The organism is Allobosea sp. Root483D1, from assembly GCF_001429505.1.
GTDB lineage: Bacteria > Pseudomonadota > Alphaproteobacteria > Rhizobiales > Beijerinckiaceae > Allobosea.
Genome location: NZ_LMJW01000020.1, coordinates 552,895 through 577,372 on the forward strand (window position 1 = coordinate 552,895; position 24,478 = coordinate 577,372).

Sequence of the window (24,478 nt, forward strand, 5' to 3'; positions counted from 1 at the left end):
GAGCCGCCTGTTGCGTCAACCTCGTTCCCGGATAAAGTCATACGATAGAAACGGGCGTGTCAAGCGCAGGACGGGCCGCGGGACAACCTCTGCGGCACCGTCGATCACGGAGGAAAAAGCGCGGTTCGATGCAGCTCCACGTCAATGCACGCGCGACAAGGCTCAATCCGGACCGACTGTTCGGCCAGGTGGCGCACAGGCTCGCGGTCGCGATCATCACCGGCGCCTCGCCAACCGGCGCGCTGCTGCCGAACGAGGATGACCTGAGGGACGAGATCTCGGTCTCGCGCACGGCCTATCGCGAGGCGGTGAAGTTTCTCAGCGGCAAGGGGCTGGTCGAGGCGAGGCCGAAGAGCGGCACGCGGGTGGCGCCGCGCGAGGCCTGGAACCTGCTCGATCCCTATGTGCTGGCCTGGCATTTCGAAGCCGATCCCAACGAGAAATTCATTCGCGATCTGTTTGAGCTCAGGCTTTTCGTCGAGCCGAGCGCGGCGCGTCTGGCAGCGCAGCGACGCAGCGACGCCGATCTCAAGCGGATCGAGGCGGCCTTTCGCGGCATGGTCGAGAACCCGCCCTATGCGGCGCCGACGGTCAATGCCGACCTTGCCTTCCACGAGGCGATCTTCGCCGCGACCCGCAATCCGCCGCTGCAATGCCTGGCGCCGGCCGTGTCCGCGACGATCCAGTGGTCGCTGTTCCTGAAGGCGCCCGACGACCGCTTCTTCTTCACGGCGTCGCTGATCGATCACGAGCGTGTCCTCGACGCGATAGTGCAGCGCGACGGCGACCTTGCTGCGGCGCGGATGAGCGGGCTGGTGATCGACAGCCTGAACAGCACTTTGGGTCTGCTCGCTGCGCGGGTGCAGGCAGAAGCGGCGAAAAGCGCGTGATTAAATCATACTATATCGGCCTGAATCGACAGCCAGGCCGAGATGGCATAACCGGCTCTGCAAGCAGCCCCAGTCTGCGGCTGCGGGAATTCCCCGGCGGCGCCCCAGCGGCTAGATTGATCTAATCGTTTTAAGAATTTGAAATCAAGCCACGCACGCGTTCCACGAAAGCAGGACCATGACCGCGCAGAACAAGATCGAGATCGTCATGACCGGGCCGCTGATGGCCTATGCCGCCGACCAGCTCAAGGAGCGCTTCATCGTCCACGAGCTCTGGAAGGAGCAGGATCGCAAGGCGGCGCTGGCCGCGGTGAAGGATCGGGTGCGCGGCGTCGCCGGCGGCGGCGCGCACGTGCGGATCGACGATGCGCTGTTCGATGCCCTGCCGAAGCTGGAGGTCGTTTCGAATTTCGGCGTCGGCTACGACAATGTCGATGCCAAGGCTGCCGGCAAGCGCGGCATCACCGTCACCAACACGCCTGATGTGCTGACCGACGAGGTCGCCGACCTCGCCGTCGGCCTCCTGCTCGCCACCGTCCGGCAGCTGCCGCAGGTCGACCGCTATCTGCGCGCCGGCAAGTGGCTCCAGGGCGCCTATCCGCTCACGACTTCGCTGCGCAAGCGCAAGATCGGCATCGTCGGTCTCGGCCGGATCGGCAAGGCGGTGGCGCGGCGGCTCGAAGCCTTCGACGTGCCGATCGCCTATCACGGCCGCTCGCGCCAGGACGACGTCGCTTATCGCTACTATCCCTCGCTGGTCGAGATGGCCCAGGATGTCGACACCCTGGTCTCGGTCGCGCCGGGCGGCGACTCGACCCATCACATCATCAATGCCGAGGTGCTGAAGGCGCTCGGGCCGAACGGCATCGTCGTCAATGTCGGCCGCGGTACGGTGATCGACGAGCAGGCGCTGATCGAGGCGCTGAAGTCCAAGACCATCCTCTCCGCCGGCCTCGACGTGTTCGAGGACGAGCCGCGCGTGCCGGCCGAGCTGATCGCGATGGACCATATCGTGCTCTTGCCGCATGTCGGCTCGGCATCGGTGCATACGCGCGAACAGATGGGCCAGCTTCTGGTCGACAATCTGGTTTCATGGTTCGATGGCAAGGGTCCCTTGACGCCGGTTGCCGAGACGCCATGGAAAAAAGCCTGATCACGATCCGAACCCGCCGGATGCGGCGAGGCGCGACAGTCGCAGCTCTGGCGCTGCTCGCGACCTTGCCCGCTGGAGCCCAGACGGTGCCGCTGCCACGCGGCGCCGCGCAGGCGCCCGAGGCGCTGAAGCCCTTCATCGGCGCCTGGGACCTCGAGAAGCTCGGCGCCACGCGGGAATGCACCGTGACCTTCGGCGCCGAGGCGGCCGGGCAGGGTCGTCAGGTCCGCTTTCCTGCCACCTGCCGGCGCGCTTTGCCGATCCTCACCGCGGTGGTCGCCTGGGATGTGGCCGATGGCGCCCCGAGGCTGCTCGACGGCCAGGGCAAGGCGGTGATCGTCTTCAGCGAGAAGGCCGACCCTGGCCGCCGCGGCAAGGGCAGCGACGGCGCGCAATACGGGCTCGATCCTGCCGGCTATGTCCGGGCGCAGCAGCGTCCGGCGCCGGGCCGGGCCGAGCTTGCGGCGACCGCGGCTGCCCGCCCGACAGCGATCGATCCGGCGAGCGCGCCGGCGGCAGGAAGCGTGCCTGGCCGCTACGCGGTGATGCGACAGGCCGGCCGCGAGGTCTGCAAGCTCGCTCTGTCGACGAGCCCCTCCGCCAACGCCGGCGCCTTCGTGACGAGCTTCGACGGGCTCTGCCCCGATACCGGGCTGACGATCTTCTCGCCCGTTGCATGGCGCTATGAGGCGGGGCGGCTCGAGCTGATAGCCCGCAAGGGCCACAAGGTCGACCTGGTCTTCGAAGGCGGGCAGTGGCGCAAGGATCCGGCGGTCGGCGCGCCGCTGATGCTGAAGAAGCTGCCCTAGACCGCTGCCGTCATGCTCGGGCTTGACCCGAGCATCTCTTGCTCATTTGGGACGAGATGGTCGGGTCAAACCCGACCATGACGCCCTGTATCACGCGACGAATTTCCCGCCGAGCTCGTCGTCGATATGGGCGCGGATGATCTCCTCGAAGCTCGATTCCGCTTTGAAGCCGAGCGCCGGGGCGCGTTTGGCGTCGAAATTGCGCGGCCAGCCGGCGACGATGGCGTCGATCACCGGATCGGGCACGCGCTTGATGCGCTTCACGACGTTCTCGCCGGCGACCTTGCGCAGCGCCTCGATCTGTTCGGCGACGGTCGCGGAGTAGCCCGGCATGGTCAGCACCCGGCGCGGGCCGATCGCGTTGGTGTCCATCGTCGCGGCGTGAACGAGGAAGCCGACGGCCGAGCGCGGCGAGGCGTGCCAATGGCGAACCTGGTCGGAAACCGGCAGCACCGCGTCCTGGCCGGCGAGCGGCTCGCGGATGATGTTGGAGAAAAAGCCGGAAGCTGCCTTGTTCGGCGCGCCGGGGCGCACACAGATCGTCGGCAGGCGGATGCCGACGCCATCGAAGAAGCCGCGGCGGCTGTAGTCGCAGAGCAGCAGCTCGCCGATCGCCTTCTGCGTGCCGTAGCTGGTCAGCGGCGTGGTGAAGAACTCATCCTCGATCTTGTCGTGGAAGGGCGCCCCGAAAACGGCGATCGAGGAGGTGAAGATCACGCGCGGCTTGTAGCCGTCGCCGACAAGGCGGATCGCGTCGAAGAGATAGCGCGTGCCGTCGAGATTGATGCGGTAGCCCTTGTCGAAATCGGCCTCGGCCTCGCCGGAGACGATCGCCGCGAGATGGACGATCAGCTCGGGGCGCGAGGCGATCAATTTCTCGGCCTCCCCCGGCTGCGACAGGTCGGAGATCAGGGACTCGAAGGAGAAGGGCGCGTTGGCCGGCGCCTGGGCCGGGAAGATGTCCTGCGCCGTCACCTTGTCGATCGCCTTGCCGCCGAGGCCGCCGTCGCGCGCCAGGCGCTCGATGAACTTGCGACCGACCATGCCGGCGCCGCCGATGACGAGGATATGCATGCTTTTGTCCGATCTATCTTCTGCGTTCAGTTGGGTAGATGGCCGCCGAGATCGTCCTCGATATGGACGCGGATGATCTCGTCGAAATCCTGTTCGGCTCGGAAGCCGAGCGACAGCGCACGCTTCGCATCGAAGCGGGTCGGCCAGCCCTTGACGATGTCGGCGGCGGCCTTGTCGGGGGCGCGCCGGATCAGCTTCACCGCCTTGTCGCCGGCGATGCGGCGCAACGCCTCGATCTGCTCGCCGACGGTGACGCAGACGCCCGGCATGCTCAGATTGATGCGCGGGCCGAGCTGTTCGCGGCTGAGCGACGCCCCGTGCAGCAGGAAGCCGACGGCCGAGCGCGGCGAGGCATGGGTGAAGATGACGTCGTCGCCGACCGGCAGCAGCGCCTCCAGCCCCTGCAGGGGCTCGCGGATGATGCCGGAGAAGAAGCCGCCGGCCGAGGCGTTGGGCTTGCCCGGTCGGATCACGATCGAGGGGAAGCGGATGCCGACGCCGTCGACGAAGCCTCGCCGTGAATAGTCGGCGAGCAGGAGTTCGCCGATCGCCTTCTGCGCGCCGTAGCTGGTCAGCGGCGTGACGTGGAACTCGTCGGAGATCGCCGGCGGGAAGGGTGCCCCGAAGATGCCGCTCGACGAGGAGAAGACGAGTTTCGGGACGTAAGCGTCGTTCTTCATGCTCTCCTGCCGGACCGCCTCCAGCAGATTGCGCATGCCGTCGAGATTGATGCGGTAGCCCTTGTCGAAATCGCGCTCCGCCTCGCCGGAGATGATCGCGGCGAGGTGGAAGATGATGTCGGGTCGCAGGGAAGCGAGCTCAGCTGCGACCGCAGCCGAACTCGAATCCTCGGTGCGGGTCTCAATCGGCCCGTCGAAGCCGGCCGGGCGCGGTGGCTCGAAGACATCGGTGAGCGTCAGCCGTGTGAGCGGCTTGCCGGCACAGGCGCCCTCGCGGGCGATGCGCGCCGCGAGCCGCGAGCCGATCATGCCGGCGGCGCCGCTGATCAGGACATGCATGGCGTTCCTCCCGCGCTGGTCTAAAGCGCGAAGCCGCCATCGGCGAGATGGATCTGGCCGGTGGTGTAGCTCGCCTCGTCCGAGCCGAGATAGACCGCGAGCCAGGCGATCTCCTCGGCGGTGCCGAGCCGGCCCATCGGCTGGCGATCGACGAAGGCCTGGCGGGCCGCCGCCTCGGTCGTCTTGGTCACCTTGGCGAGCTCGATGATGCGTTGATCGAGCGAAGGCGACTGGATCGTGCCGGGGCAGATCGCGTTCGAACGAATGCCCTTCTTGATATAGTCTGCCGCGACCGCCTTGGTCAGGCCGATCACCGCCGCCTTGGTTGCGCCGTAGACATAGCGGTTCGGGATGCCGCGGACCGAGCCGGCGCCGGAGGCGATATTGACGATCGAGCCCTTGCCGGCGGCGAGCATGCCGGGGACGAAGGCCTTGATCGTGCGGTGCATCGATTTGACGTTGAGGTCGAAGGAGAACTCCCAGGCCTTGTCGTCGCACTCAAGGATCGTGCCGTGATGGACGTAGCCAGCGGCGTTCACGAGGATGTCGATGGTGCCGACCTTCTCGGCGAAGGCCTCGACCGCCTTGGTCGAGAGCACGTCGAGCTTGCGCTTCTTCGCCTTCGGGATGCCGTCGAGCAGGGCAACGTCCTTGTCGGTCGCCCAGACGGTCGCGCCTTCGGCGACGAAGGCTTCGGCGATCGCCCGGCCGATGCCCTGGCCGGCTGCGGTGACGACCGCGACCTTGCCCTTCAAACGTCCTGCCATGTCGTTTCTTCCCTTAATTGTCCGATTATCGGAGGCTGGTTATCGAAGGCTCTTGCGCATGTGGATCAGCCGGCGATCCGGCAGATCCTCGTAGTGGGTGGTCTGGTAGCCGAGCCGCTCATACCAGCCGATGCGGTCGGCAAGCTTGACGTGGGTGTAGAGGTGGACGGCGTCGTGGCCGAGCGCCCGGGCGCGCTCCTCGGTGAAGTTCATCAGTGTCGAGCCGATCTTCTTGCCGGTGGCTGCAGGCGAGACGGCGATGCTCCAGAGCGTGAACTTCGCCGGCTCCTCCTCGAGCACGAGGACGCCGTCGAGCGCTCCCTCGCTCTCTGCGAGCCAGACCTCATGCTCTGCCAGCACCTGACGATAATCGGCGATGCGCGGCAGCGAGGGCACGCCGATGATGCCCTCGTTCGGCAGATAGGCGGCCTGCGTCAGCGCGACGATCGCCGGGATGTCATCCGTCGAGGCGCGGCGCAGAGCCATGTCAGGCGGCCCCCGCAGTCTTCATGCAGTCAGCCAGCGAGTTCTTCTGCTGGCCCTGCGCGTCGAAGTTCTCCGGCGCCAGCCAGTTCCGGAAGGCCTGCCCGACCTTCGGCCATTCACCGTCGAGGACCGAATACCAGGCGGTGTCGCGGTTGGCGCCCTTCACCACCTGGTGCTGGCGGAAGAGGCCCTCATACTGGAAGCCGAAGCGCAGCGCGGCGCGCTTCGAGGGCTCGTTGAGGTTGTTGCACTTCCACTCATAACGGCGATAGCCGAGCGAGAAGCCGTAGTCGCCGACGAGATAGACGGCCTCGGTCGCCATGCGCGTGCGCTGCATCGACGGGGAATAGGTGATCCAGCCGACCTCGAAGACGCCGTGCTCGGGCCTGATCTCCATCATCCAGAGATGGCCCTTGGCCTTGCCGTCGGCTTCGTCGATCACGGCGAAGGGAATGATGCCGGCCTTTCCCGCCATCATCGCCAGGAGCTCGCCATAGGCCTCGCGGCTTGGCGGAAGTGTCGAGGGCAGCCAATCCCAGACCGAGACATGGCCTTCCATGGCCTGCCAGATGTCGTCGAGATGGCGGGCCGGATCGAGCGGCTCGAGCCGGCAATAGCGGCCCTGCAGCACCTTGGCCGGCGGGAAGGAGCGGGGCGTCCAGTCGAGCGTCGTCATGCCTTGATCGTCCTGCGCCAGGCGGTGAAGTCGTGGGTGATCTGCCAGTCCGGGCCGAGCTCGGCGGCGATGGCGGCGGCGAGCGCCGAGCCCTCCGCCTCCCAGGCGATACGCTCGGCCTCGCCAGCGAAGTCGGAGGCGGCCTCGTTCGCCTCGTCATAGATCGCGTCGAACACGTCCATCCAGCTTTCCAGCCGGTCGGCGAGATCGTCGGACAGGCCGACATCGTCGGCATCGACCGGCTTGTGCTTGCCCTTGGCGTCGGTCAGCCAGAGGCCGCTCTTGCCGAGCCATTCCGGGGCGATGAGAAGCTGTCCGCTCACGAGCGCGCCTTCAGGTCGTCGCGGAAGAACGGGTTGAGCGGGGCCGAGGCGCCGTTGCCGGCAAAGCCCTTGAAGCTGCCCTCGTCCTTGATCAGGCGGGTCGCCTCGATGAAAGCGGCCCAGGCGGCGCGTGCCAGGGCGCCGCCGATCGAGATGCGACGCGCGCCGGCGTCGGCGATTTCGGACACGCTGAGGCCGAAATCGCCATAGACCAGGGCGTTGACCGGTTTGCCGCCGGCGGCCGCGACGATGGCCCCGATATCAGCGACCGTCCTGGGGCCAGGGGCGTAGAGCACGTCGGCCCCTGCCTCGGCATAAGCCTCGATCCGGCGGACTGCTTCCTTCAGTGGCTCGGGATGGCCAGTGAGGAAGCATTCGGCGCGGGCGGTCAGAAGCACGCCGGAGCCGGTCTCGTCGACGGCGCGGCGCGCCGCCTTGATACGCTCGACCGCGAGTTCGAACGGATAGAGCGTCTCGCCTGCGCGGCCGGTCGCATCCTCGATCGAGAGGCCGGCGACGCCGGTCGCGATGCAGAGCTTGACGTTGGCGGCGACGCCGTCCGGGGTATCGGCATAGCCGTTCTCGAAATCGGCGTTGACGGGTAAGTCGGGCACCGCCTTCACCAGGTCGACGAGGTGGGCCAGCATCATGTCGCGCGGCACGTCCTGGTCGGCTCGCCCCTGCGTGAAGGCGAAGCCGGCGCTGGTCGAAGCGAGGGCCTTGAAGCCCTGGCCGCGCAACCAGCGGGCCGAACCCTCGTCCCAGGGGTTCGGCATGACGAAGCAGCCGGATTCGTGGAGTTTGCGAAACGCGTCGACTTGCGAGCTGTAAGTCATTTTAAATCGTTTCAAATGAGCTCAGGGGCGTCATACTGTCGCCCCTGAGCCGATTTGTCAGCCCCGCTCCCACGCATCTGCCGGCGAGGCGCGATGCGCCGCGGGAATGGCCGGCGGCAGGAGTTCCGCCGCCGGCCTTCGCCTGCGTCAGTGGTTGTCGCGCGGAATGCCGAACTTCTTGTGGATCTTCTGGTACTTGACCGCCGGCTTCAGCACCATGCCTTCGGAGAGCTCGTCGACGATCTTGCGCTGGATCTCCTGCCAGGGCGTCTGGCTCTTCGGATACTTGTAGCCGCCGGCCGCCTTGAGCTCGGCGCGGCGCTTCTCCAGCTCCGCGTCCGAGATCAGCATGTTGGCGGTGCGCTTCTTCAGGTCGATGCGGACCATGTCGCCGGTCTTGAGCAGCGCCAGCCCACCGCCCGTCGCCGCTTCCGGCGAGGCGTTGAGGATCGAGGGCGAGCCCGAGGTGCCGGATTGGCGGCCGTCGCCGACGCAGGCGAGCGCGGTGACGCCTTTCTTGATCAGGTAATCCGGCGGCCGCATGTTCACGACCTCGGCCGCGCCGGGATAGCCGACCGGGCCGACGCCGCGGATGAACAGCACCGAGTGCTCGTCGATCCCGAGCGCGGGATCGTCGATGCGGTGGTGGTAATCCTCCGGCCCGTCGAAGACGACGGCCTTGCCCTCGAAGGCCATCGGGTCCTTCGGGCTCTCGAGATAGCGCTTGCGGAACTCCGGCGTGATCACCGAGGTCTTCATGATCGCCGAGTCGAACAGGTTGCCGGAGATGTTGAGGAACCCGGCCTCCTTCTTCATCGGCTCGTCATAGGCCTTGATGACCTCGCGATCGCCCGTGAAAGCGCCTTCGCAGTTCTCGATATGGGTCTTGCCGTTGGCGGTGATGGCGGGCTTGAGCCTGCCCTTGGCGATCAGCTCGGCGATCACGGCGGGCAGACCGCCAGCGCGGTAATAGTCCTCGCCGAGATATTCGCCGGCCGGCTGCATGTTGACCAGCAGCGGCGTATCGTAGCCGATCTTGGTCCAGTCCTCATTGTCGAGCTTGACGCCGATATGTTTGGCGATGGCGTTGACGTGGATCGGCGCATTGGTCGAGCCGCCGATCGCCGAGTTGATGACGATGGTGTTCTCGAAGGCTTCGCGGGTCAGGATCTTCGAGGGGATCAGGTTCTCCCAGACCATCTCGACGATGCGGCGGCCGGTGAGGTAGGCCATCTCGTAGCGGTCGCGATAGGGCGCGGGGATCGCGGCGGCGCCGGGCAGGGTCATGCCCATCGCCTCGGCCAGCGCGTTCATGGTCGAGGCCGTGCCCATGGTGTTGCAGTGGCCGGCCGACGGCGCCGAGGAGGCGACTAGGTCGACGAAGCCGCGATAGTCGATCTCGCCGGCCGCCATCATCTGGCGCGCCTTCCAGACGATCGTGCCCGAGCCGGTGCGCTCGCCGCGGAAGGAGCCGTTCAGCATCGGTCCGCCGGGCAGCGCGATCGCCGGGATGTCGACGGTCGCAGCCGCCATGATCTGGGCCGGCGTGGTCTTGTCGCAGCCGGTGGTCAGCACGACGCCGTCGATCGGGTAGCCGTAGAGGATCTCGACCAGGCTGAGATATTGCAGGTTGCGGTCGAGCGAGGCCGTCGGCCGCTTGCAGGTTTCCTGGATCGGATGGATCGGGAACTCGAAGGGCACGCCGCCCATCTCGCGGATGCCGTCGCGGACGCGATGGGCGAGCTCGAGGTGGTGGCGGTTGCAGGGGGCGATGTCGGAGCCGGTCTGGGCGATGCCGATGATCGGGCGGCCGGACTGCAGTTCCTCGCGCGACAGGCCGAAATTCATGGTCCGCTCGATATAGAGCGCGGTCATGTCGGCATTGGCCGGATTGTCGAACCAGGCCTTGGAGCGGAGCTGCTCCGGCTTGATCTTCCGCACCGGCTTCTTGCCGTTCGGCGTCTTGCTAGTAGGCGTCTTGGCCATCCTGTCATTCCCTCTCGCGGCCAGGCGGCCTTCGCGCCGCTTCGGCATCGTCTTTAAATCGATTTGATCGGCAGGTCATGCCGATCACGGGCAGAACGGCAAGGGCGCTTGCCGCAATCGCTGTATGCTGCATACAACGACTTGGCGCACCGTGCCAATCGCTCGGTGGCGCCTGCACCAGCAAAGGTCGCCACGGCGCAGTTTGCAAGTGTTCCAAATGCGTCCCTGTCCGGACCGGGACGCACGAGGCGCACTTGCGTGGCCGCCGGCTTTGCGGCCAAGACAGGTTCGGACAGGCGGCGGCGCAAGACCGGCCGCGAGCGAAGAGGAAACCGCCATGACGCTGCACGTCGTCCCTTCATTTGGCCGGATCGGCGAGGAGAACGCCTTCGCAGTGCTCGCCCGCGCGACCGAATTGCAGCGCCAGGGCAAGGACATCATCAATCTCGGCATCGGCCAGCCGGATTTCCCGACGCCGGAGCATATCGTCGAGGCGGCGGTGAAGGCGCTGCGCGACGGTCATCACGGCTACACGCCGGCGAACGGCATCCTGCCGCTACGCGAGGCGGTAGCGGCCGACCTGCACAAGCGTTTCTCGGTGAACGTCTCGCCGGAGGAGGTGATGATCGTGCCGGGCGGCAAGGTCACCATGTTCATGGCGATCCTGATGTTCGGCGAGCCCGGCGCCGAGATTCTCTATCCCGATCCCGGCTTCCCGATCTATCGCTCGATGATCGAATACACCGGCGCGACGCCGATCCCGGTGCCGATCCGGGAAGAGAACGGCTTTGCCTTCTCGGCTGAGGAGACGCTGTCGCTGATCACGCCGAAGACCAGGCTGCTGATCGTCAACTCGCCGGCGAACCCGACCGGCGGCGTCACGCCCAAGGCCGAGGTCGACAAGCTCGTCGCTGGTCTCGCCCGCTTCCCGGACGTGGCGATCATGTCGGACGAGATCTACGACCAGATGCTCTATGACGGCGAGAAGCATGTCTGCCTCTTGAGCTATCCGGAGATCCGCGACCGGCTGATCCTGCTCAATGGCTGGTCGAAGACCTATGCGATGACCGGCTGGCGCATGGGCTTCTCGATCTGGCCGAAGCCGCTCTACGACAATGCCCGCAAGCTCGCGGTGAACTCGCATTCCTGCGTCAACGCGCCGGCGCAATGGGCGGGGCTCGCGGCGCTGACCGGCCCCCAGGACGCAGTCGCGATGATGCTGGCGGAGTTCGACCGACGCCGGAAGGCCGTGGTCGCCGGGCTCAATGGCCTGCCCGGCGTCTCCTGCATCGTGCCGAAGGGGGCGTTCTATGCCTTCCCGAACGTGTCGCAGACCGGCTGGAAGGCGAAGAAGCTGGCCTCGGCCCTGCTCGAAGAGGCCGGCGTCGCCACGATCGGCGGGCCGGATTTTGGCGTCCATGGCGAAGGCTATATCCGGCTCTCCTACGCCAACTCGCTGGAGAATATCGAGCTGGCGCTTGGGCGCATGGGCGATTTCCTCAAGAACGCGAAGGCCGCCTGACCATGACGATCACCTGCCATCTGCGTTACGTCGTCGACCCCTATCAGCTCCCGGCCTTCGAGGCCTATGGCAAGGCGTGGATCCGCCTGGTCGAGCGGTTCGGCGGCAAGCACCACGGCTATTTCATGCCGTCGGAAGGCACCTCCAACGTCGCGCTCGCGATGTTCAGCTTCCCGTCCTTCGCCGCATACGAGACCTATCGCGAGGCCGCGTCCAAGGATGCGGAATGCCTTGCCGTCGTCGCCGAGAATGACAAGCATCGCTTCATCGTCAGCTATGAGCGCAGCTTCTTGCGGCCGGTCTTCGAGGACGACCAGGGCGTCAAGCGCGCGCCCTGATCGCGGTCAGCCGGACGACCTGACGCGCCCCGGCACCAGCCGCACCTTGCGCGGCGCCGCCAGCCAGATCGCCGCTGCCGAGACGAGGCAGCAGGCGATCGCCAGCAGGAAGGCCAGGCGATAACTGCCGGTGGCGTCGTGGATTGTGCCGGCCAGCCAGGGCCCGGCTGCGCCGCCGCCGAGCAGCGCCACCGTGACCGTCCCGAAGATCGCGCCGAAATGCGGCCCTTCGAAAATCTCGAAGACGATCGCGCCCATGACCGAGGTCAACGCATAGCCCAGAAAGCCCTGCGTGATCACCATCAGGTAGAGCAAAGCGGGTGACGGCGTGTGCTCCAGCGCGATCAGCGCGGCATAGCAGATGGCGAAGCCGAGACAGCCGGCCATCCAGATCCATTCGCGGCCGATCCGATCGGACAAGGCGCCGAGGCCAATCTGGCCAGGGATGGCGACGGCGCTGACCAGGCCTAGCGCCCAGGCGGCCGCGATTGGGCTGAAGCCGACCTCGATCAGGTATTTGGTCTGATGGACCTGCACGGCATACCAGGCGATCAGCGCGCAGAAATAGCCGAGCATGATCCACCAGAAGCGCGCGGTGCGCAGTGCCCGCGCCAGCGTCCATTCGATCGCGACCCAGGCCGGATCGACCACGGCCGCCTTGCGCTGCGCTGCACCGGTGCCGGCCGAGCCCGTCTCGCCGTCCGGCAGCAGGCCGAGGTCCTGCGGTCTGCGGCGAACGAGCAGATTGAGCGGGCCGAGCACCAGCAGCACGATCAGGCCCATGATCCAGCAGGCGGCGCGCCAGCCCTCCCGGCTGATGATCGATTGCAGCCACGGCAGGAGCAGCAACGCGCCGACGCCGACGCCGGAAAAGGCGATGCTGATTGCAAAGGCCCGGCGGCGCACGAACCAGTTCGGCAGGAACAGCGACTGCGCCGAAAAGCTCATCAGATTGGCGCCGCAGCCGACGAGGACGCCGAGCGTCAGATAGAGGTGCCAGGCCGCGCCGATCGCTGGCGCGAGCAACATTCCCGCCGCCAGCATCGCCACGCCGGTCTCGATCACGACGCGCGGGCCATGCCTGTCCATGACGCGGCCGACGAAGGTGCTGGTCACGGCCGAGAGCAGGAAGCCGAACGAGAAGGCGCCCGAGGCGAGTCCACGGTCCCAGCCGAACTCGTCGATCAGCGGCGGCAGCAGCAGCGAGAACGCCGTGCGCGCGTTGACGGCCACCGCCATGGTGACGAAGGCGATGCCGATGACGAGCCAGCCATAATAGAACGGCAGGCGCGCCGACCAATGCGGATTTGGTGATTGCATCCCGCATTGGATGGCCGGAGGCGTCGGGCGGTCAATCCGTGCCCGGCGCACTCCGGCCCTGCGTCACGGGTCAGGCCTTCGCGGCGCTCGCCGCCGCGTCGATGTTCGCGACGAGCTCGGCATCGAGGCCGAGCGAGCCGGCGAGACCGGCGAGGAAGTCCTTCTCGGCCGGGGTGTCCGGATTGATGGCGATCCGGGCGGCCGTATAGATCTGGGCGGCGAGCTCGGGGCTCTTGGCGCCTTCGACCAGCGTATCGACGCTCGCCGGGTTCGCCAGCTCGTTCGCGAGCCACTCATTGGCTTCGGCGTCGAGGCCGGCCTCGCGCAGGCCGCCCATGATGGCATTGCGCTCGGCGTCGTCGATATGGCCGTCGGATGCGGACGCCGCGATCATGGCGCGGATGAAGACCAGCGCATGCTCGTTCTTCGCCGCTTCCGGCTCGAAGCCGGAGCCGGCGGGAGCCGGCAGCGCCGCCTGCTGGTCGGCACCGAGCATCGGCTTGCCGGCCTGGTAGTTCTGGAAGGCCTTGTAGGCGAGGCCGCCGATAAGAGCGAGGCCGCCCATCTTGGCTGCCGAGCCAGCGATCGAGCGCCCGGCCGAGGTGCCGAAGATCAGCGCGCCAAGGCCGCCGAGCACTGCGCCGGCGGCGAGCTGGTTGCCGCCGAGCATGCCCTTGGCCTGCTCGATCAATTGCCCCGGTGTCTTGCCACCGGAGAACTGGCCGACGATGTCGGTCGTGCCCTGCTGTAGGCCGGTGTTGCGGGCGGCGTCCTGCACGCCCTGCGTCGCCTGGCCGAAGATCTGGCCGGCCATGCCGGCGAGGCCGCCGGGCTGCTGGACCTGCTGGGCGAGGTTGCCGAGCACGCCGCCCAGCCCGCCTGCCTGGCCGCCCTGGGCGCCAGCCTGGCTGCCCGCATTGACGAGGGCGTCGAGGAGGGACTTGGCGTTGAACATCGAGAAAGCTCCCTGATAGGTCTGCTGCCGCCGCAATCTAGGCATGCGCCAGCCGGGATACTAGGGCGGCCATGCGATTGCGACGGGAGCATGACGCATGCGATTCCGCGGCGGAAAAACGCGGCGGGGCCTTGCCAATCCCAGCAAAATCCTTATACAGCCGGCCATCGCATCAGGCGCGCATGTCGTTTGCTCGATGAGAGCCGGTTTCCGGTTCGCGTCGCCTTCAGTTTTTTGACCGGTTCCGCCGAAAGGCGGGCCGATGGGAGTACCGGCTATGAAGATCCGCAATTCGCTGAAGTCGCTCCGTGCGCGCCACCGCGACAACCAGCTCGTGCGCCGCAAGGGCCGCGTCTACATCATCAACAAGGTCCAGAAGCGCTTCAAGGCGCGTCAGGGCTGAGGCTGCGCGTGGCCTGAAGGCCGCGCTGGCAAGCTTCCTTGTCGAGATGAAAAGAGCGGGCTGCACGATGTGCGGCCCGCTTTTTTGGCTTGTGCCCGACCTCGTTCTCCAACGATCTCGCTGGGCCGTGAATTGACGTGCGACCCCATCGCGCCCACCTTGGGAGCATGAGGTTCTTTCGTCTTGCCCGTCTTGCACTGATTCCGGGGCTGCTCCTCGTAGCCGTGCCGGGGGTGGTCGCTCAGCAGGCGCCGCTGCGCGACGGCGCGGTGCCGAACGCCGACCGTGACGACAAGCCGAATCTGCCGGAAGCGCCGCTGCCGCGCAGCCCGGCCGCCACGCTCGACCGGCTGTTCGAGCGGCTCGCTGCGGCGAAGACCGCCGAAGAGGCGAAGGGTATCGCCAACCTGATTCAGCGACGCTGGGCCCGCTCGGGCTCGGACACGGCCGATCTGCTGATGACGAGGGCGCAGGACGCGCTGAAGGCGCGCGAGCTGCCGCTGGCGATCGAGCTGCTCGACCGCGTCATTACCCTGGAGCCCGATTGGGCCGAGGGCTGGAATCAGCGAGCCAATGCGCTGTTCCTGCAGGGCGATCCGATTCGCTCGATGCTCGACATCGCCGAGACGCTGAAGCGCGAGCCGCGCCACTACGGCGCGATGACGGGGCTCGGCACGATCCTGCGCCAGCAGGGCGACGACAAGCGCGCCATGGTCGCCTATCGGCGGGCGCTCGAGGTCTACCCGCAGCTCGAGGCGGTGAAGGACGCCGTCGACTCGCTCAAGCTCGAGGTCGACGGCCGCGACGCGTGAGGCGTTTCGCACGTCATGCTCGGGCCTGATCCGAGCATCTCAGGCCGGTCGAGGCTCCTATCAACACTTTCTCGTCCTGAGATTCTCGGGTCTCCGCTTCGCTGCGCCCGATGACGCGCCTTTGCGCTCTCTCTTGCCATTTGGCAGCATTTTATCTATATTCTGCCAAATGGAGATTATCTGATGAGCCAGCTCTCGTCGGTTCCGACGTCCCCCGCGGCCTTCTCGCCCGCCGCGATCACCGAAGCGGAGGCCGCGGCGATGTTCCGCGCAGCCGTGAACCTGTTCCGCGTGTGGGGGCTGACTGACGAGGACGCCGCGGTGCTGCTCGACCAGCCGGTGCGCAGCTATCGGCGCTGGAAGGCGGGAGAGATCGGCCGCATCGATCGTGATGCCAGGGCGCGGCTCTCCAACCTGATGGGCATCCACAAGGCGTTGCGCCTGATCTTCCGCGAGCCGCAGCGCGGTTATGCCTGGATCAAGGCGGGCAACGAGGCCTTCGGCGGCAAATCGGCGCTCGACGTCATGCTCTGCGGCGAGCTTACTGATCTGATGCGGGTGCGGCGCTATCTCGATGCGGAGCGCGGGCTCTGGTGAGTCCGGGCGACTTTCCGGTCGCGCCGGTCGCTTGGCCCGGGGCGGTCCGCATCATCCGCAGCGCCTTTCCGCCGATCGACCTGTTCGAGGATATCGCCGATCCGGCCGACTGGCCGCTGCTGATCCAGGCCGAGATGAAGACCAACCCGCGGCTGATGGAGACGATCGGCAATCTCGATCTGGTGCCATCGGCACGCCGCGTCTCGGGACCGGGCGCGAGCTGGTTGATGGCGCCGTTCACCCATGTCAGCCGCGACCGGCCGAGCCGGTTCAGCGACGGCAGCTATGGCGTGCTCTATGCCGGCGAGAGCTTCGAGACGGCGCTGTTCGAGACGATCCACCACCATGGCCGCTTCATGGCCCGAACCAGGGAAGCGCCGGGCTGGACCTCGCAGTTCCGGGAGCTGGTGCTGTCGGTCGATGCCGCCCTGCACGATCTGCGCGGCGAACGGGCCGGGGAGAGTCCGCTGCTGCGGCCGGAAGACTATGCAGCTAGCCAGGCGTTGGGAGCCAGGTTGCGTGCCGCCAAGTCGGAGGGCGTCGTCTATCCGAGCGTGCGCCGATCGGGCGGGGAGTGTGCCGGGCTGTTCTGGCCCGATCTTGCCGGGAATCCCGTCCAGGGCCGGCATCTCGACTATCACTGGAACGGCGAGCGGGTCGATCTCTACCGCGAGGCGGGGACCGGAAAGGTCTTCCGTATCAGCGAGGTCGCGTCCTCTTAGGCAGCGCGATGGAGCGAAAGCCGGCTTTTCCGTTCACTGGTCGGGAAGCAAGGATTCCATCGACTGCTCCGAGGCATCGAATGATGCGCGGATAGGCCATCAGGTATCGCGTGCTGCGTATTGACCGGTGCGGATTCGCCGCGGCAGGGTGCCGCAAGCGAGCTCTCGGGAGGGACTCGCATTCGTGTCGCCGGGGGCTGCGTGAAAATCCTGCCTATGCCTACCGTCGCGGCCCTGCTGCTGTCGACGGCACTCGTCAATCCGGCTGCGGCCCAGTCGCCCGGCCTGCTCACCGACCCCAACAGCTGGCGGACGCCCGAGTACAAGGCGCAATGGGGGCTCGAGACGATCCGCGCCGCCAATGCCTATGCGCGCGGCGTCGACGGCACCGGTGTTCTGGTCGGCATCATCGATTCGGGAATCTTCGCCGGGCATTCCGAGTTCATCGGCCGGTACGGCGGAGGCTACGACTACCAGTCGGAAACGGCGCAGGCGATTGACCGAGGCGGCCACGGAACCATGGTGGCATCGGTCATTGCGGCGAACCGGGACGGCAAAGGCATGCACGGCGTGGCGCCAGGCGCCATCCTGATCGTAGCGGGAGCAGACGACAGTCAAGGACTATTCATCGATGGTACGTTCGCGGCGAGAGCCTATGCCGATCTGCAGGCGCGCGGTGTCCGCATCATCAACAACAGTTACGGCGACGACCGCCCGGTTACGGCATTCACTCGGGACAGCTACCTGTCTGAGTATGGGTCGAGTGTCACGGCCTATCAGCGCGCTATCGCTGCAGGCGTTCTCAGCATCTGGGGCACGGCCAACCAGGGCCTGAATCAACCGAGCGCCCAGGCCGGCCTGCCTCACCTCTTTCCCGAATTGGAACGGGGCTGGCTCGCGGTTACGGCAGTCGGGCCGGGCTACGAGCCCGATTACACCAATCGTTGCGGCGTGGCCAAGAATTGGTGCCTGGCGGCACCCGGCGGCGGCGACTGGTGGTTCCCCAATCCCTATCCGGACGATCCCATCGTCGTCGCCGACAAGGACGGCGGCTACACCAAGGTGAACGGCACTTCCTTTGCTGCGCCACATGTCTCGGGGGCCGCGGCGCTGGTCTGGCAGATGTTTCCGTTCTTCAGCGCCGACCAGGTCCGCCAGACCTTGCTCGGCACGGCGCGCGATATCGGCGATCCCGGCGTCGACGAGGTCTACGGCTATGGCCTGCTCGATGTCGGCAAAGCGGTGCTCGGCCCGGGCCGTTTCGACTGGGGCGATTTCGTCGTCGAGCAGCCTGGCGGTGTCGCTTTCTTCGAGAACGACATCGTCGGCGCAGGCGGGCTGGTGAAGCGCGGCGCGGGCGAACTCGTGCTGACCGGCCACAGCACCTATGCCGGCGCCACACGGGTCGAGGGCGGTTTCCTCTCGGTGATGGGCAGCACACCTCGCCGACCAGCATTGCGGCTGCGGGCACGCTGGCCGGCACTGGCTTGATCACCGGCAATGTCGGCAATGCCGGTGCGGTCTGGGCCGGCGACCAGGACGGTATCGGTACCCTCACCATCGACGGCAATTATGTGCAGGAAGCCGGTGGCCTGCTGGTCCAGCAGGTCGGCTGGTCCGGCGGTCAGAACCATCTTGCGATCACCGGCACGGCGAGTCTCGCCGGTTGGGTCACTCTCGGCGGGCGCCCGCAGCTCCTGCCGCGCTCCCTTTCCGTGACGATGCTCACTGCCGATCAGGGCATCAGTGGCCAGTTCGCCGGTGTCGCGGGCCCGTTCGGCGACGGCAGCGCGCCCTTTCTCCAGGCGAGCCTGCGCTATCAGCCGAACACGGCCCATCTCGAAATCCGGACACTGCCCTTCGACACGCCGGGCATTTGCGCCTCGGCCAATCAATGCGCCGTCGGAGCCGCGCTCGAGCGCGGCCTGGCCGGCGCGGATCGGGATCTGCGCGACGTCGCCGGCCTGCTGCAGGCGGCCGGCACGCGAGATGGCGCCCGAGGCGCTCTCGCCAACCTCTCCGGCGAAGTGCATGCCGGCCTCTCCACTCTGGCCCTGAGCGGGGCTGCCCAGTTCGGGGGCATGATCTCACAGCGCCTCGGTGCGTTGCGCTCCGGGCAGGCCGGAGCCAGCCTCGCCGATGCACCGCTCGCCTATACGTCAAGCCTGGCGGCCAACCCGGCCGCGGCGATGCTGATGCGGCTGCCTTCACAGACGCCGGCGTCGAACAATGCCTGGGCACGCGGCTATGGTTTTGGCGGCAGGCTTGGCGGCGATGCCAATGCCGGCAGTACCACCTATCGCGGGAGCGGCATGATCGGCGGCTTCGACCGACAGATCACGCCCTCCTTCCTGGCTGGATTGAGCTTCGGCTACGCCAGCACCGACACCGATTTTCGTCGGTTCTCCGGCAAGGGCAGCATCGACGCTTACGAGGGCGCGCTCTACGGCAGCTTCACCAGCGGCAAGCTGCGCCTCGATGGCCTCGTCGGCTATGGTCGCCTCAATCTCGAATCCGAACGCAGCATCGATTTCGGCGGTCTCTCGCGGCAGGCGAAGGCGAAATATGACGGTGACCGCTTCACCGGCGCGCTGGAGGCCGGTTATGCCGTCGATCTCGGGTGGTCGACGATCGAGCCGCTGGCGGCGCTACGCTACACCTTCCTGCGTCAGGGCGGTTTCAGCGAAACCGGGGCCGGCAGCATTGGCTTGACGGCACCTGGGCAATCCGCTTCGAGCCTGCTCGGCAGCATCGGTTTGCGGCTGGCGCGGGAGTTCGAGCTCGGCGAAGGCCGCTTCGCGTTCGAGGCGAGGGGTCGCTGGCAACGCGAATTCCTCGATGACACCGTGGCACTCGATACCGCCTTTATCGGGGCGTCTGCAGCGAGCTTCGCGGTCAGTGGGGTGCAGATCGCCCGCGACAGTGCGGTGCTCGGCATTGGCCTGTCGGCGCGCGCCGGCCGCACTCTCACGCTGTTCGCGGACTATGACGTCCGCCTCAACAGCGACACCACGGCCCAAGCGGTCACGGCCGGACTGCGCACCACCTGGTAGCGTTTGGAATGGGCGTTCTGGCCCGACCTCGCCGGCAATCCCGTCCCGGGCCGGCATCTCGACTATCACTGGAACGGCGAGCGCGTGAACCTCTATCGGGAGGCCGGGACCGGCAAGGTGTTCAGGATCGGCGGACTGGTCGCATAGCTCACCGTTTGCAGGGGACAGCCGGATACTGCCCAAACGCAGGCCATATTCCCGCGCTCTTCGCTTGGGCGTAGTAACCGTCGCACATAGATACCTCTCGTCCCGTAGAGCGGCTCACGCAGCGCTTGTGAATGGCAGCGCAGGTGTAGATCTGCTGTTGCTGCGCTTGCTGCTGCCCCCTTTGCTGCTGGCTCAGGGCAGGGGCGGCGAGAAGCATGGTCAGCCCCAGCGCGGCCGTTCCGCCGATGACCGCTTGATATGCCCTCTTATGCATGACGAGATCCTCCCATGGCCCGCTCGAAAGCGTCGTCCCAGCCGGTGAGGGAACTCGTTCATGACGCCCCCGGCCGTGGATGACAGGGGATGGTTACCGATCCCGGCTGCGTCCAAACCTCTCAAATGAGAGGTGGATGCAGGCGCATTCGGCTATCCGGCGTTGGGGAGTGCCGTGCCGGACAGCAAGGCCACCAGGTCGACCTGGCGACTGACGCCGGTCTTGGCGAAGACGCCTTTCAGGTAGAAGCGGACGGTCTCGCGCGACAGTCCCAGCGCGGCCGCGACTTCGTCGGTCGAGTGCCCTTCCGACAGGCAGCGCGCGACCTTCGCCTCCGAAGGCGTCAGGTCGAACAGGCCGGTGAGAAGCTCCGCGGTGGGGGAGGTCGGGCGGTCGAGCTGCGTGACGATCAGCAGGGCCTTCGCGCCGTTGAAGACATCCCTCGCATTGCCGGGCAGCGGCAGGACGTGGAGGACGCCGGCGGCGGCCTCGTCGGCCGAAGGCAGGGGGATCGAGCTCGTGCTGTCGCGCCGGCCCAGAGCGGCCAATGTGGTCGTCAGGAGCTGGTTGCTCGCGGGATCGGACAGGCCGAGCTTGCCGTGGGCGAGGAAGACGATCTGCCGGGACAGGGCCTGAAGGGCCTGGTTCGCGGCCAGGACCCGATCTCCGGCGCCGAGCACCGCGGCCGGCATGCCGGCCTGGCCGAGCGCCTCGACGACGGCGCGCGCCTTTTCGAGGTTCAGCCTGGTCGAGAGGGCGGCGGCGCGGGCGAGATGTGGTCGAATGGCATCCAGCCGTGCGATTTCCTCGGCCGAGACCGGTCCGTCCGAGAACCGCCTTTCCAGATCGAAAACGGCGATGTCGCCATTCGGCATGGGCAGGATGCTGCCTGCTGCGTAGCCAAGACCCTGGGGGAAGAAGAAGGTCGTGTAGATGGCGCTCCGTTCCATTTCGGCGCGCCCATACAACTGATGATTTCCGAAGAAGCCGTGATGCTTGGCAGCGATGCCATGTTTCAATCGGATGTTGTCTTCCTGCGCCTCGCGGTTTGCAAGAAACCCCTCGAACAGGCTTCTCGCGCCGTCGGAGCTGGTCCAGTGCGTGATCTGCCGAGCGGCAGTCGTGAACAGGATTCCGCCGAAACAGCCGGCGAGTTCCGAAACGTCATGCAGGACGCCCGGCCACAATTCAGGGACGACAGCCGCCTCGTAGATGCGGTCTATCAATGTTTCCCGGTCCACCATCGTCCGTCGCCTGGCCAGTGATCACCTGAAACATTACTTTCTGCTTTGAACAATGTTGGTTGTCCATGGCAGCTTTCAGATACTCTTGAACCGTCGCGCGGCCCGCGGCTGGGCCGTTCAGACCCTCACCGCCTTCGCCTTCCGGTCAGCCCCACCGAAAACCCGCAGATACCGCGCGATCTCGGCCGGATCGCCGGTCGCCTTGTTGGGGTTGTCGGAGAGCTTGACCGCCGGGCGGCCATTGGCGCTGACGACCTTGCAGACCAGCGAGATCGGGTCGAGATCGGGCGTGCCGACCGGCGAGCAGCCGACGAAGTCGTTGGTCAGGTTGGTGCCCCAGCCGAAGCCGGTGCGGACCCGGCCATGGAAATGCCGGTAGGCCTCCTCGATCGAGTCGATGTCCATGCCGTCGGAGAAGATCAGGAGCTTGGTCTTGGGATCGCGCTCCTGGGCCTTCCACCAGGCGATGATCTGCTCGCCGGCCTCGATCGGCGGGGCGCTGTCCGGGCGAAAGCCGGTCCAGTCGGCGAGCCAGGACGGGGCATCGTCGAGAAAGGCTGTGGTGCCGAAGGCGTCCGGCAGCACGATCAGCAGGTTGCCGCCATAGACCTGGCGCCATTCGTCGAGCACGCGATAGGGCGCGCGCTTCAGCTCCTCGTCGCTGTCGGCGAGGGCAGCCAGCACCATCGGCAATTCATGGGCGTTGGTGCCGATCGCCTCGAGATCGTGCTCCATGGCGAGGAGGACGTTGGAGGTGCCGGTGAAGGTCGGCCCCAGGCCTTCCTTCAGCGCCTCGACGCACCAGCGCTGCCAGAGATGGCCGTGGCGCCGCCGCGTGCCGAAATCGGAGATGCGCAGGTCCGGCAGCTTCTTCAGCCGCTCGACCTTGTCCCAGAGCTTCGACTTGGCGCGGGCATAGAGCACGTCGAGCGCGAAGCGATCCCAGGCCTTGAGCGCCTGGCGCGAGCGCAATTCGTTGACGATGGCGAGGGCCGGAATCTCCCACATCATCGAGTGGGTCCAGGGGCCGGCGAAGGTCAGCTCGTACTGACCGTCGACCTTGCGCAGCTCGTACTCCGGCAGACGGAACTCGGCGAGCCAGGCGATGAAGTCCGGCGTGAACATCTGGGTCTTGCCGTAGAAGCTGTTGCCGGCGAGCCAGATCAGCTCCTTCTTGGTGAAGCGTAGTTCGCGGGCATGGTCCAGCTGGGCGCGCAGCTCGGCTTCGTCGATGACCTCGGCGAGGCGGATCTGCCTGGTGCGATTGATCAGGCCGAAGGTGACCTGCACCTCCGGATGGAAGCTCCTGATCATCTGCAGCATCAAGAGCTTGTAGAAATCGGTATCCAGCAGGCTGCGGATGATCGGATCGAGCCGCCAGCTGTGATTATAGGTCCTTGTCGCGATGTCGGTCAGGGCCATGGGCGTCGCTGGCTCGCAGAGGCTGATGGCTCAAGCAGTAGAGCAGCGGTGGCCGCAGGGGAATGGCGGCTGCCCGTCATGCTCGGGCTTGACCCGAGCATCTGATGCCGGAAAAAGCGCCCTGTCCTGCCAGCGATTCTCGGGTCTGCACTTCGCTTCGCCCGAGAATGACGCCTCCGGCGCATAGGGTAGGCTCACGCCTGCTCGACATGCTCCTTCGCGACGAAGGCGATGCGGACCATGTTGGTCGCCCCCGGCGTGCCGAACGGGACACCGGCGACGACGATCAGACGGTCGCCCTCGGCGGCGAAGCCCTCGCGCACCGCGAACTTGCAGGCGCGGAAGGCCATGTCGTCGACGTCGCTGGCGTCCTTGGTCACGACCGAATGGACGCCCCAGACCAGAGTGAGCCTGCGGGCCGTGGCGGCGTTCGGCGTCAGCGCGACTACGGTCGAATTCGGGCGCTCGCGGGCAATGCGGAAGGCGGTCGAGCCCGAGGAGGTCCAGGCAGCGATCGCCTTGAGATTGAGCGCGTCGGCGATCTCGTGCGCCGCCTTGGCGATCGCGTCAGCGCCGGTCGCCTCCGGTTCGGCCTTCTGCGATTCGAGGATGGAGCGGTAGATCGAATCGTTCTCCACCTCCTCGGCGATGCGGTTCATCATGGTCACCGCCTCGATCGGGTACTGGCCGGCGGCGCTCTCGGCCGAGAGCATGACGGCATCGGCGCCCTCGAACACGGCAGTCGCGACGTCGGAGACCTCGGCGCGGGTCGGCACCGGCGCGGTGATCATGCTCTCGAGCATCTGCGTCGCGACGACGACGGGCTTGCCCATGCGCCGCGCCATGCGGGTCATGCGCTTCTGCGTGCCCGGCACCTTCTCGATCGGCATTTCGACGCCGAGATCGCCGCGCGCCACCATGATCGCGTCCGAGGCCTCGATGATTTCCTGGAGCCGGGCCACGGCCTGCGGCTTCTCGATCTTGGCGAGCGCGAGCGCCCGCCCACGCACGATCTTGCGGAGGTCCGCCATGTCCTCGGGGCGCTGCACGAAGGAGGCCGCGATCCAGTCGACGCCGGCTTCGGCTGCGGCCTCGGCATCGGAGCGGTCCTTGTCGGTCATGGCCGAGACCGGGATCGTGGTGTCGGGGAGACTGACGCCCTTGCGCGAGGAGAGGCGGCCGCCAACTATGACCTTGGTCACGGCCTGCTTCGGCGAGGCCTTTTCGATGACGAGGCGGATCTTGCCGTCGTCGAGGATGAGATGATGGCCGGGCTCCAGCGCCGAGAGGATTTCGGGATGGGGCAGGTGAACGCGCTTGGCGTTGCCCGGGGCCGGATCGGAATCGAGGACGAAGCGGGCGTCCTTCTCCAGCATCACGCCGCCATCGCCGCCGAACTGGCCGACGCGCAGCTTGGGCCCCTGCAGGTCGGCGAGGATGCCGACCGGCCGGCGGAACTCCTTCTCCAGCTCGCGCAGCATTGCGACCTTTGCTGGCAGGTCCTCGCGCTGGGTATGGCTCATATTGATGCGGAAGACGTCGACGCCGGCCTTGAAGAGCGCAGCGCACATCTCAGGAGTGGACGAGGCTGGTCCCAGCGTCGCGATGATCTTGATCCGCCGTTCCCGCCTCATCGCGTCATTCCCCTGA

Annotated in this window: 25 protein-coding genes; 12 read left to right on the forward strand and 13 right to left on the reverse strand. The window is 66.7% G+C overall.

The features are described from left to right. Positions 1-128 precede the first annotated feature (128 nt). The 3 genes from ASE66_RS21200 (at position 129) to ASE66_RS21210 (ending at position 2,852) form a co-directional block, all read left to right on the forward strand. Positions 129-890 (forward strand): FadR/GntR family transcriptional regulator, encoded by a 762-nt coding sequence (locus tag ASE66_RS21200; RefSeq protein ID WP_057191675.1) that lies wholly within the window; start codon positions 129-131, stop codon positions 888-890. A gap of 178 nt (positions 891-1,068) precedes the next feature. Continuing rightward, a complete protein-coding gene (locus ASE66_RS21205; protein WP_057191676.1) occupies positions 1,069-2,043 on the forward strand; it encodes a 2-hydroxyacid dehydrogenase in 975 nt (324 codons plus the stop codon). Next, a complete protein-coding gene (locus ASE66_RS21210; RefSeq protein WP_162262517.1) occupies positions 2,028-2,852 on the forward strand; it encodes an AprI/Inh family metalloprotease inhibitor in 825 nt (274 codons plus the stop codon). The genes ASE66_RS21205 and ASE66_RS21210 overlap by 16 nt, the downstream gene beginning before the upstream one ends. Before the next feature lie 90 nt (positions 2,853-2,942). Here the strand turns inward: ASE66_RS21210 and denD (ASE66_RS21215) are convergent, their stop codons facing one another. The 8 genes from denD (ASE66_RS21215) to ASE66_RS21250 form a co-directional block, all read right to left on the reverse strand. After that, the gene (gene denD, locus ASE66_RS21215; protein WP_057191678.1) at positions 2,943-3,926 is read right to left on the reverse strand and encodes a D-erythronate dehydrogenase; all 984 of its coding nucleotides are present in this window, start codon (positions 3,924-3,926) and stop codon (positions 2,943-2,945) included. Between the two features lie 26 nt (positions 3,927-3,952). Next, on the reverse strand, positions 3,953-4,945 hold the full coding sequence (gene denD, locus ASE66_RS21220) for a D-erythronate dehydrogenase (RefSeq protein ID WP_057191679.1): 993 nt from the start codon (positions 4,943-4,945) through the stop codon (positions 3,953-3,955). A 20-nt stretch (positions 4,946-4,965) separates the two neighbouring features. Continuing rightward, on the reverse strand, positions 4,966-5,712 hold the full coding sequence (locus tag ASE66_RS21225; RefSeq protein WP_057191680.1) for an SDR family oxidoreductase: 747 nt from the start codon (positions 5,710-5,712) through the stop codon (positions 4,966-4,968). Positions 5,713-5,751: 39 nt separating this feature from the next. After that, positions 5,752-6,198: a GNAT family N-acetyltransferase gene (locus tag ASE66_RS21230; protein ID WP_057191681.1), complete on the reverse strand. Its 447-nt coding sequence runs from the start codon at positions 6,196-6,198 to the stop codon at positions 5,752-5,754. A gap of 1 nt (position 6,199) precedes the next feature. Next, positions 6,200-6,874, reverse strand: coding sequence for a GNAT family N-acetyltransferase (locus tag ASE66_RS21235; RefSeq protein WP_057191682.1), 675 nt, complete (start codon positions 6,872-6,874; stop codon positions 6,200-6,202). Then, positions 6,871-7,197 (reverse strand): hypothetical protein, encoded by a 327-nt coding sequence (locus ASE66_RS21240; protein ID WP_057191683.1) that lies wholly within the window; start codon positions 7,195-7,197, stop codon positions 6,871-6,873. Before ASE66_RS21240 ends, ASE66_RS21235 begins: the two co-directional genes overlap by 4 nt. Then, entirely contained in the window at positions 7,194-8,033 is an 840-nt protein-coding gene (locus tag ASE66_RS21245) for an isocitrate lyase/PEP mutase family protein (RefSeq protein WP_057191684.1), read from the reverse strand. The genes ASE66_RS21240 and ASE66_RS21245 overlap by 4 nt, the downstream gene beginning before the upstream one ends. Positions 8,034-8,180: 147 nt before the next feature. Beyond that, positions 8,181-10,019: an IlvD/Edd family dehydratase gene (locus ASE66_RS21250; RefSeq protein ID WP_082613618.1), complete on the reverse strand. Its 1,839-nt coding sequence runs from the start codon at positions 10,017-10,019 to the stop codon at positions 8,181-8,183. A 337-nt stretch (positions 10,020-10,356) separates the two neighbouring features. Here ASE66_RS21250 and ASE66_RS21255 point away from each other — a divergent pair, with 337 nt between their 5' ends. Then, on the forward strand, positions 10,357-11,541 hold the full coding sequence (locus ASE66_RS21255; RefSeq protein ID WP_057191685.1) for a pyridoxal phosphate-dependent aminotransferase: 1,185 nt from the start codon (positions 10,357-10,359) through the stop codon (positions 11,539-11,541). A 2-nt stretch (positions 11,542-11,543) separates the two neighbouring features. Then, positions 11,544-11,879, forward strand: coding sequence for an NIPSNAP family protein (locus ASE66_RS21260; protein ID WP_057191686.1), 336 nt, complete (start codon positions 11,544-11,546; stop codon positions 11,877-11,879). Positions 11,880-11,885: 6 nt separating this feature from the next. Here the strand turns inward: ASE66_RS21260 and ASE66_RS21265 are convergent, their stop codons facing one another. Together ASE66_RS21265 and ASE66_RS21270 are read right to left on the reverse strand one after the other, a co-directional pair. Next, positions 11,886-13,199 carry an MFS transporter gene (locus ASE66_RS21265; RefSeq protein ID WP_057191687.1) on the reverse strand — a complete coding sequence of 438 codons (1,314 nt, stop codon included), beginning with the start codon at positions 13,197-13,199 and terminating at the stop codon, positions 11,886-11,888. Between the two features lie 70 nt (positions 13,200-13,269). Beyond that, positions 13,270-14,154 (reverse strand): tellurite resistance TerB family protein, encoded by an 885-nt coding sequence (locus ASE66_RS21270; protein WP_057191688.1) that lies wholly within the window; start codon positions 14,152-14,154, stop codon positions 13,270-13,272. Between the two features lie 277 nt (positions 14,155-14,431). Here ASE66_RS21270 and ykgO point away from each other — a divergent pair, with 277 nt between their 5' ends. From ykgO to ASE66_RS32185, 7 genes are all read left to right on the forward strand, one after another. Further along, positions 14,432-14,557, forward strand: coding sequence for a type B 50S ribosomal protein L36 (ykgO, locus tag ASE66_RS21275; RefSeq protein ID WP_038363015.1), 126 nt, complete (start codon positions 14,432-14,434; stop codon positions 14,555-14,557). 167 nt (positions 14,558-14,724) lie between these two features. Next, positions 14,725-15,369 (forward strand): tetratricopeptide repeat protein, encoded by a 645-nt coding sequence (locus tag ASE66_RS21280; protein WP_156412258.1) that lies wholly within the window; start codon positions 14,725-14,727, stop codon positions 15,367-15,369. A 183-nt stretch (positions 15,370-15,552) separates the two neighbouring features. Further along, positions 15,553-15,966, forward strand: a complete 414-nt coding sequence (locus ASE66_RS21285; RefSeq protein WP_057191690.1) for an MbcA/ParS/Xre antitoxin family protein — start codon at positions 15,553-15,555, stop codon at positions 15,964-15,966. Further along, positions 15,960-16,688 (forward strand): RES family NAD+ phosphorylase, encoded by a 729-nt coding sequence (locus tag ASE66_RS21290; protein ID WP_057191691.1) that lies wholly within the window; start codon positions 15,960-15,962, stop codon positions 16,686-16,688. Before ASE66_RS21285 ends, ASE66_RS21290 begins: the two co-directional genes overlap by 7 nt. A gap of 216 nt (positions 16,689-16,904) precedes the next feature. After that, positions 16,905-18,179: a S8 family serine peptidase gene (locus ASE66_RS21295; RefSeq protein ID WP_057191692.1), complete on the forward strand. Its 1,275-nt coding sequence runs from the start codon at positions 16,905-16,907 to the stop codon at positions 18,177-18,179. Next, positions 18,176-19,741, forward strand: coding sequence for an autotransporter outer membrane beta-barrel domain-containing protein (locus ASE66_RS21300; protein WP_057191693.1), 1,566 nt, complete (start codon positions 18,176-18,178; stop codon positions 19,739-19,741). The genes ASE66_RS21295 and ASE66_RS21300 overlap by 4 nt, the downstream gene beginning before the upstream one ends. A gap of 3 nt (positions 19,742-19,744) precedes the next feature. Beyond that, on the forward strand, positions 19,745-19,888 hold the full coding sequence (locus ASE66_RS32185) for a hypothetical protein (protein WP_156412259.1): 144 nt from the start codon (positions 19,745-19,747) through the stop codon (positions 19,886-19,888). 426 nt (positions 19,889-20,314) lie between these two features. Here the strand turns inward: ASE66_RS32185 and ASE66_RS21310 are convergent, their stop codons facing one another. From ASE66_RS21310 to pyk, 3 genes are all read right to left on the reverse strand, one after another. After that, positions 20,315-21,349, reverse strand: coding sequence for a helix-turn-helix transcriptional regulator (locus ASE66_RS21310; protein WP_156412260.1), 1,035 nt, complete (start codon positions 21,347-21,349; stop codon positions 20,315-20,317). Between the two features lie 174 nt (positions 21,350-21,523). Further along, positions 21,524-22,828, reverse strand: coding sequence for a nicotinate phosphoribosyltransferase (gene pncB / locus ASE66_RS21315; RefSeq protein WP_057191696.1), 1,305 nt, complete (start codon positions 22,826-22,828; stop codon positions 21,524-21,526). Positions 22,829-23,022: 194 nt separating this feature from the next. After that, on the reverse strand, positions 23,023-24,462 hold the full coding sequence (gene pyk, locus ASE66_RS21320; protein WP_057191697.1) for a pyruvate kinase: 1,440 nt from the start codon (positions 24,460-24,462) through the stop codon (positions 23,023-23,025). Between the last annotated feature and the right edge of the window lie 16 nt (positions 24,463-24,478).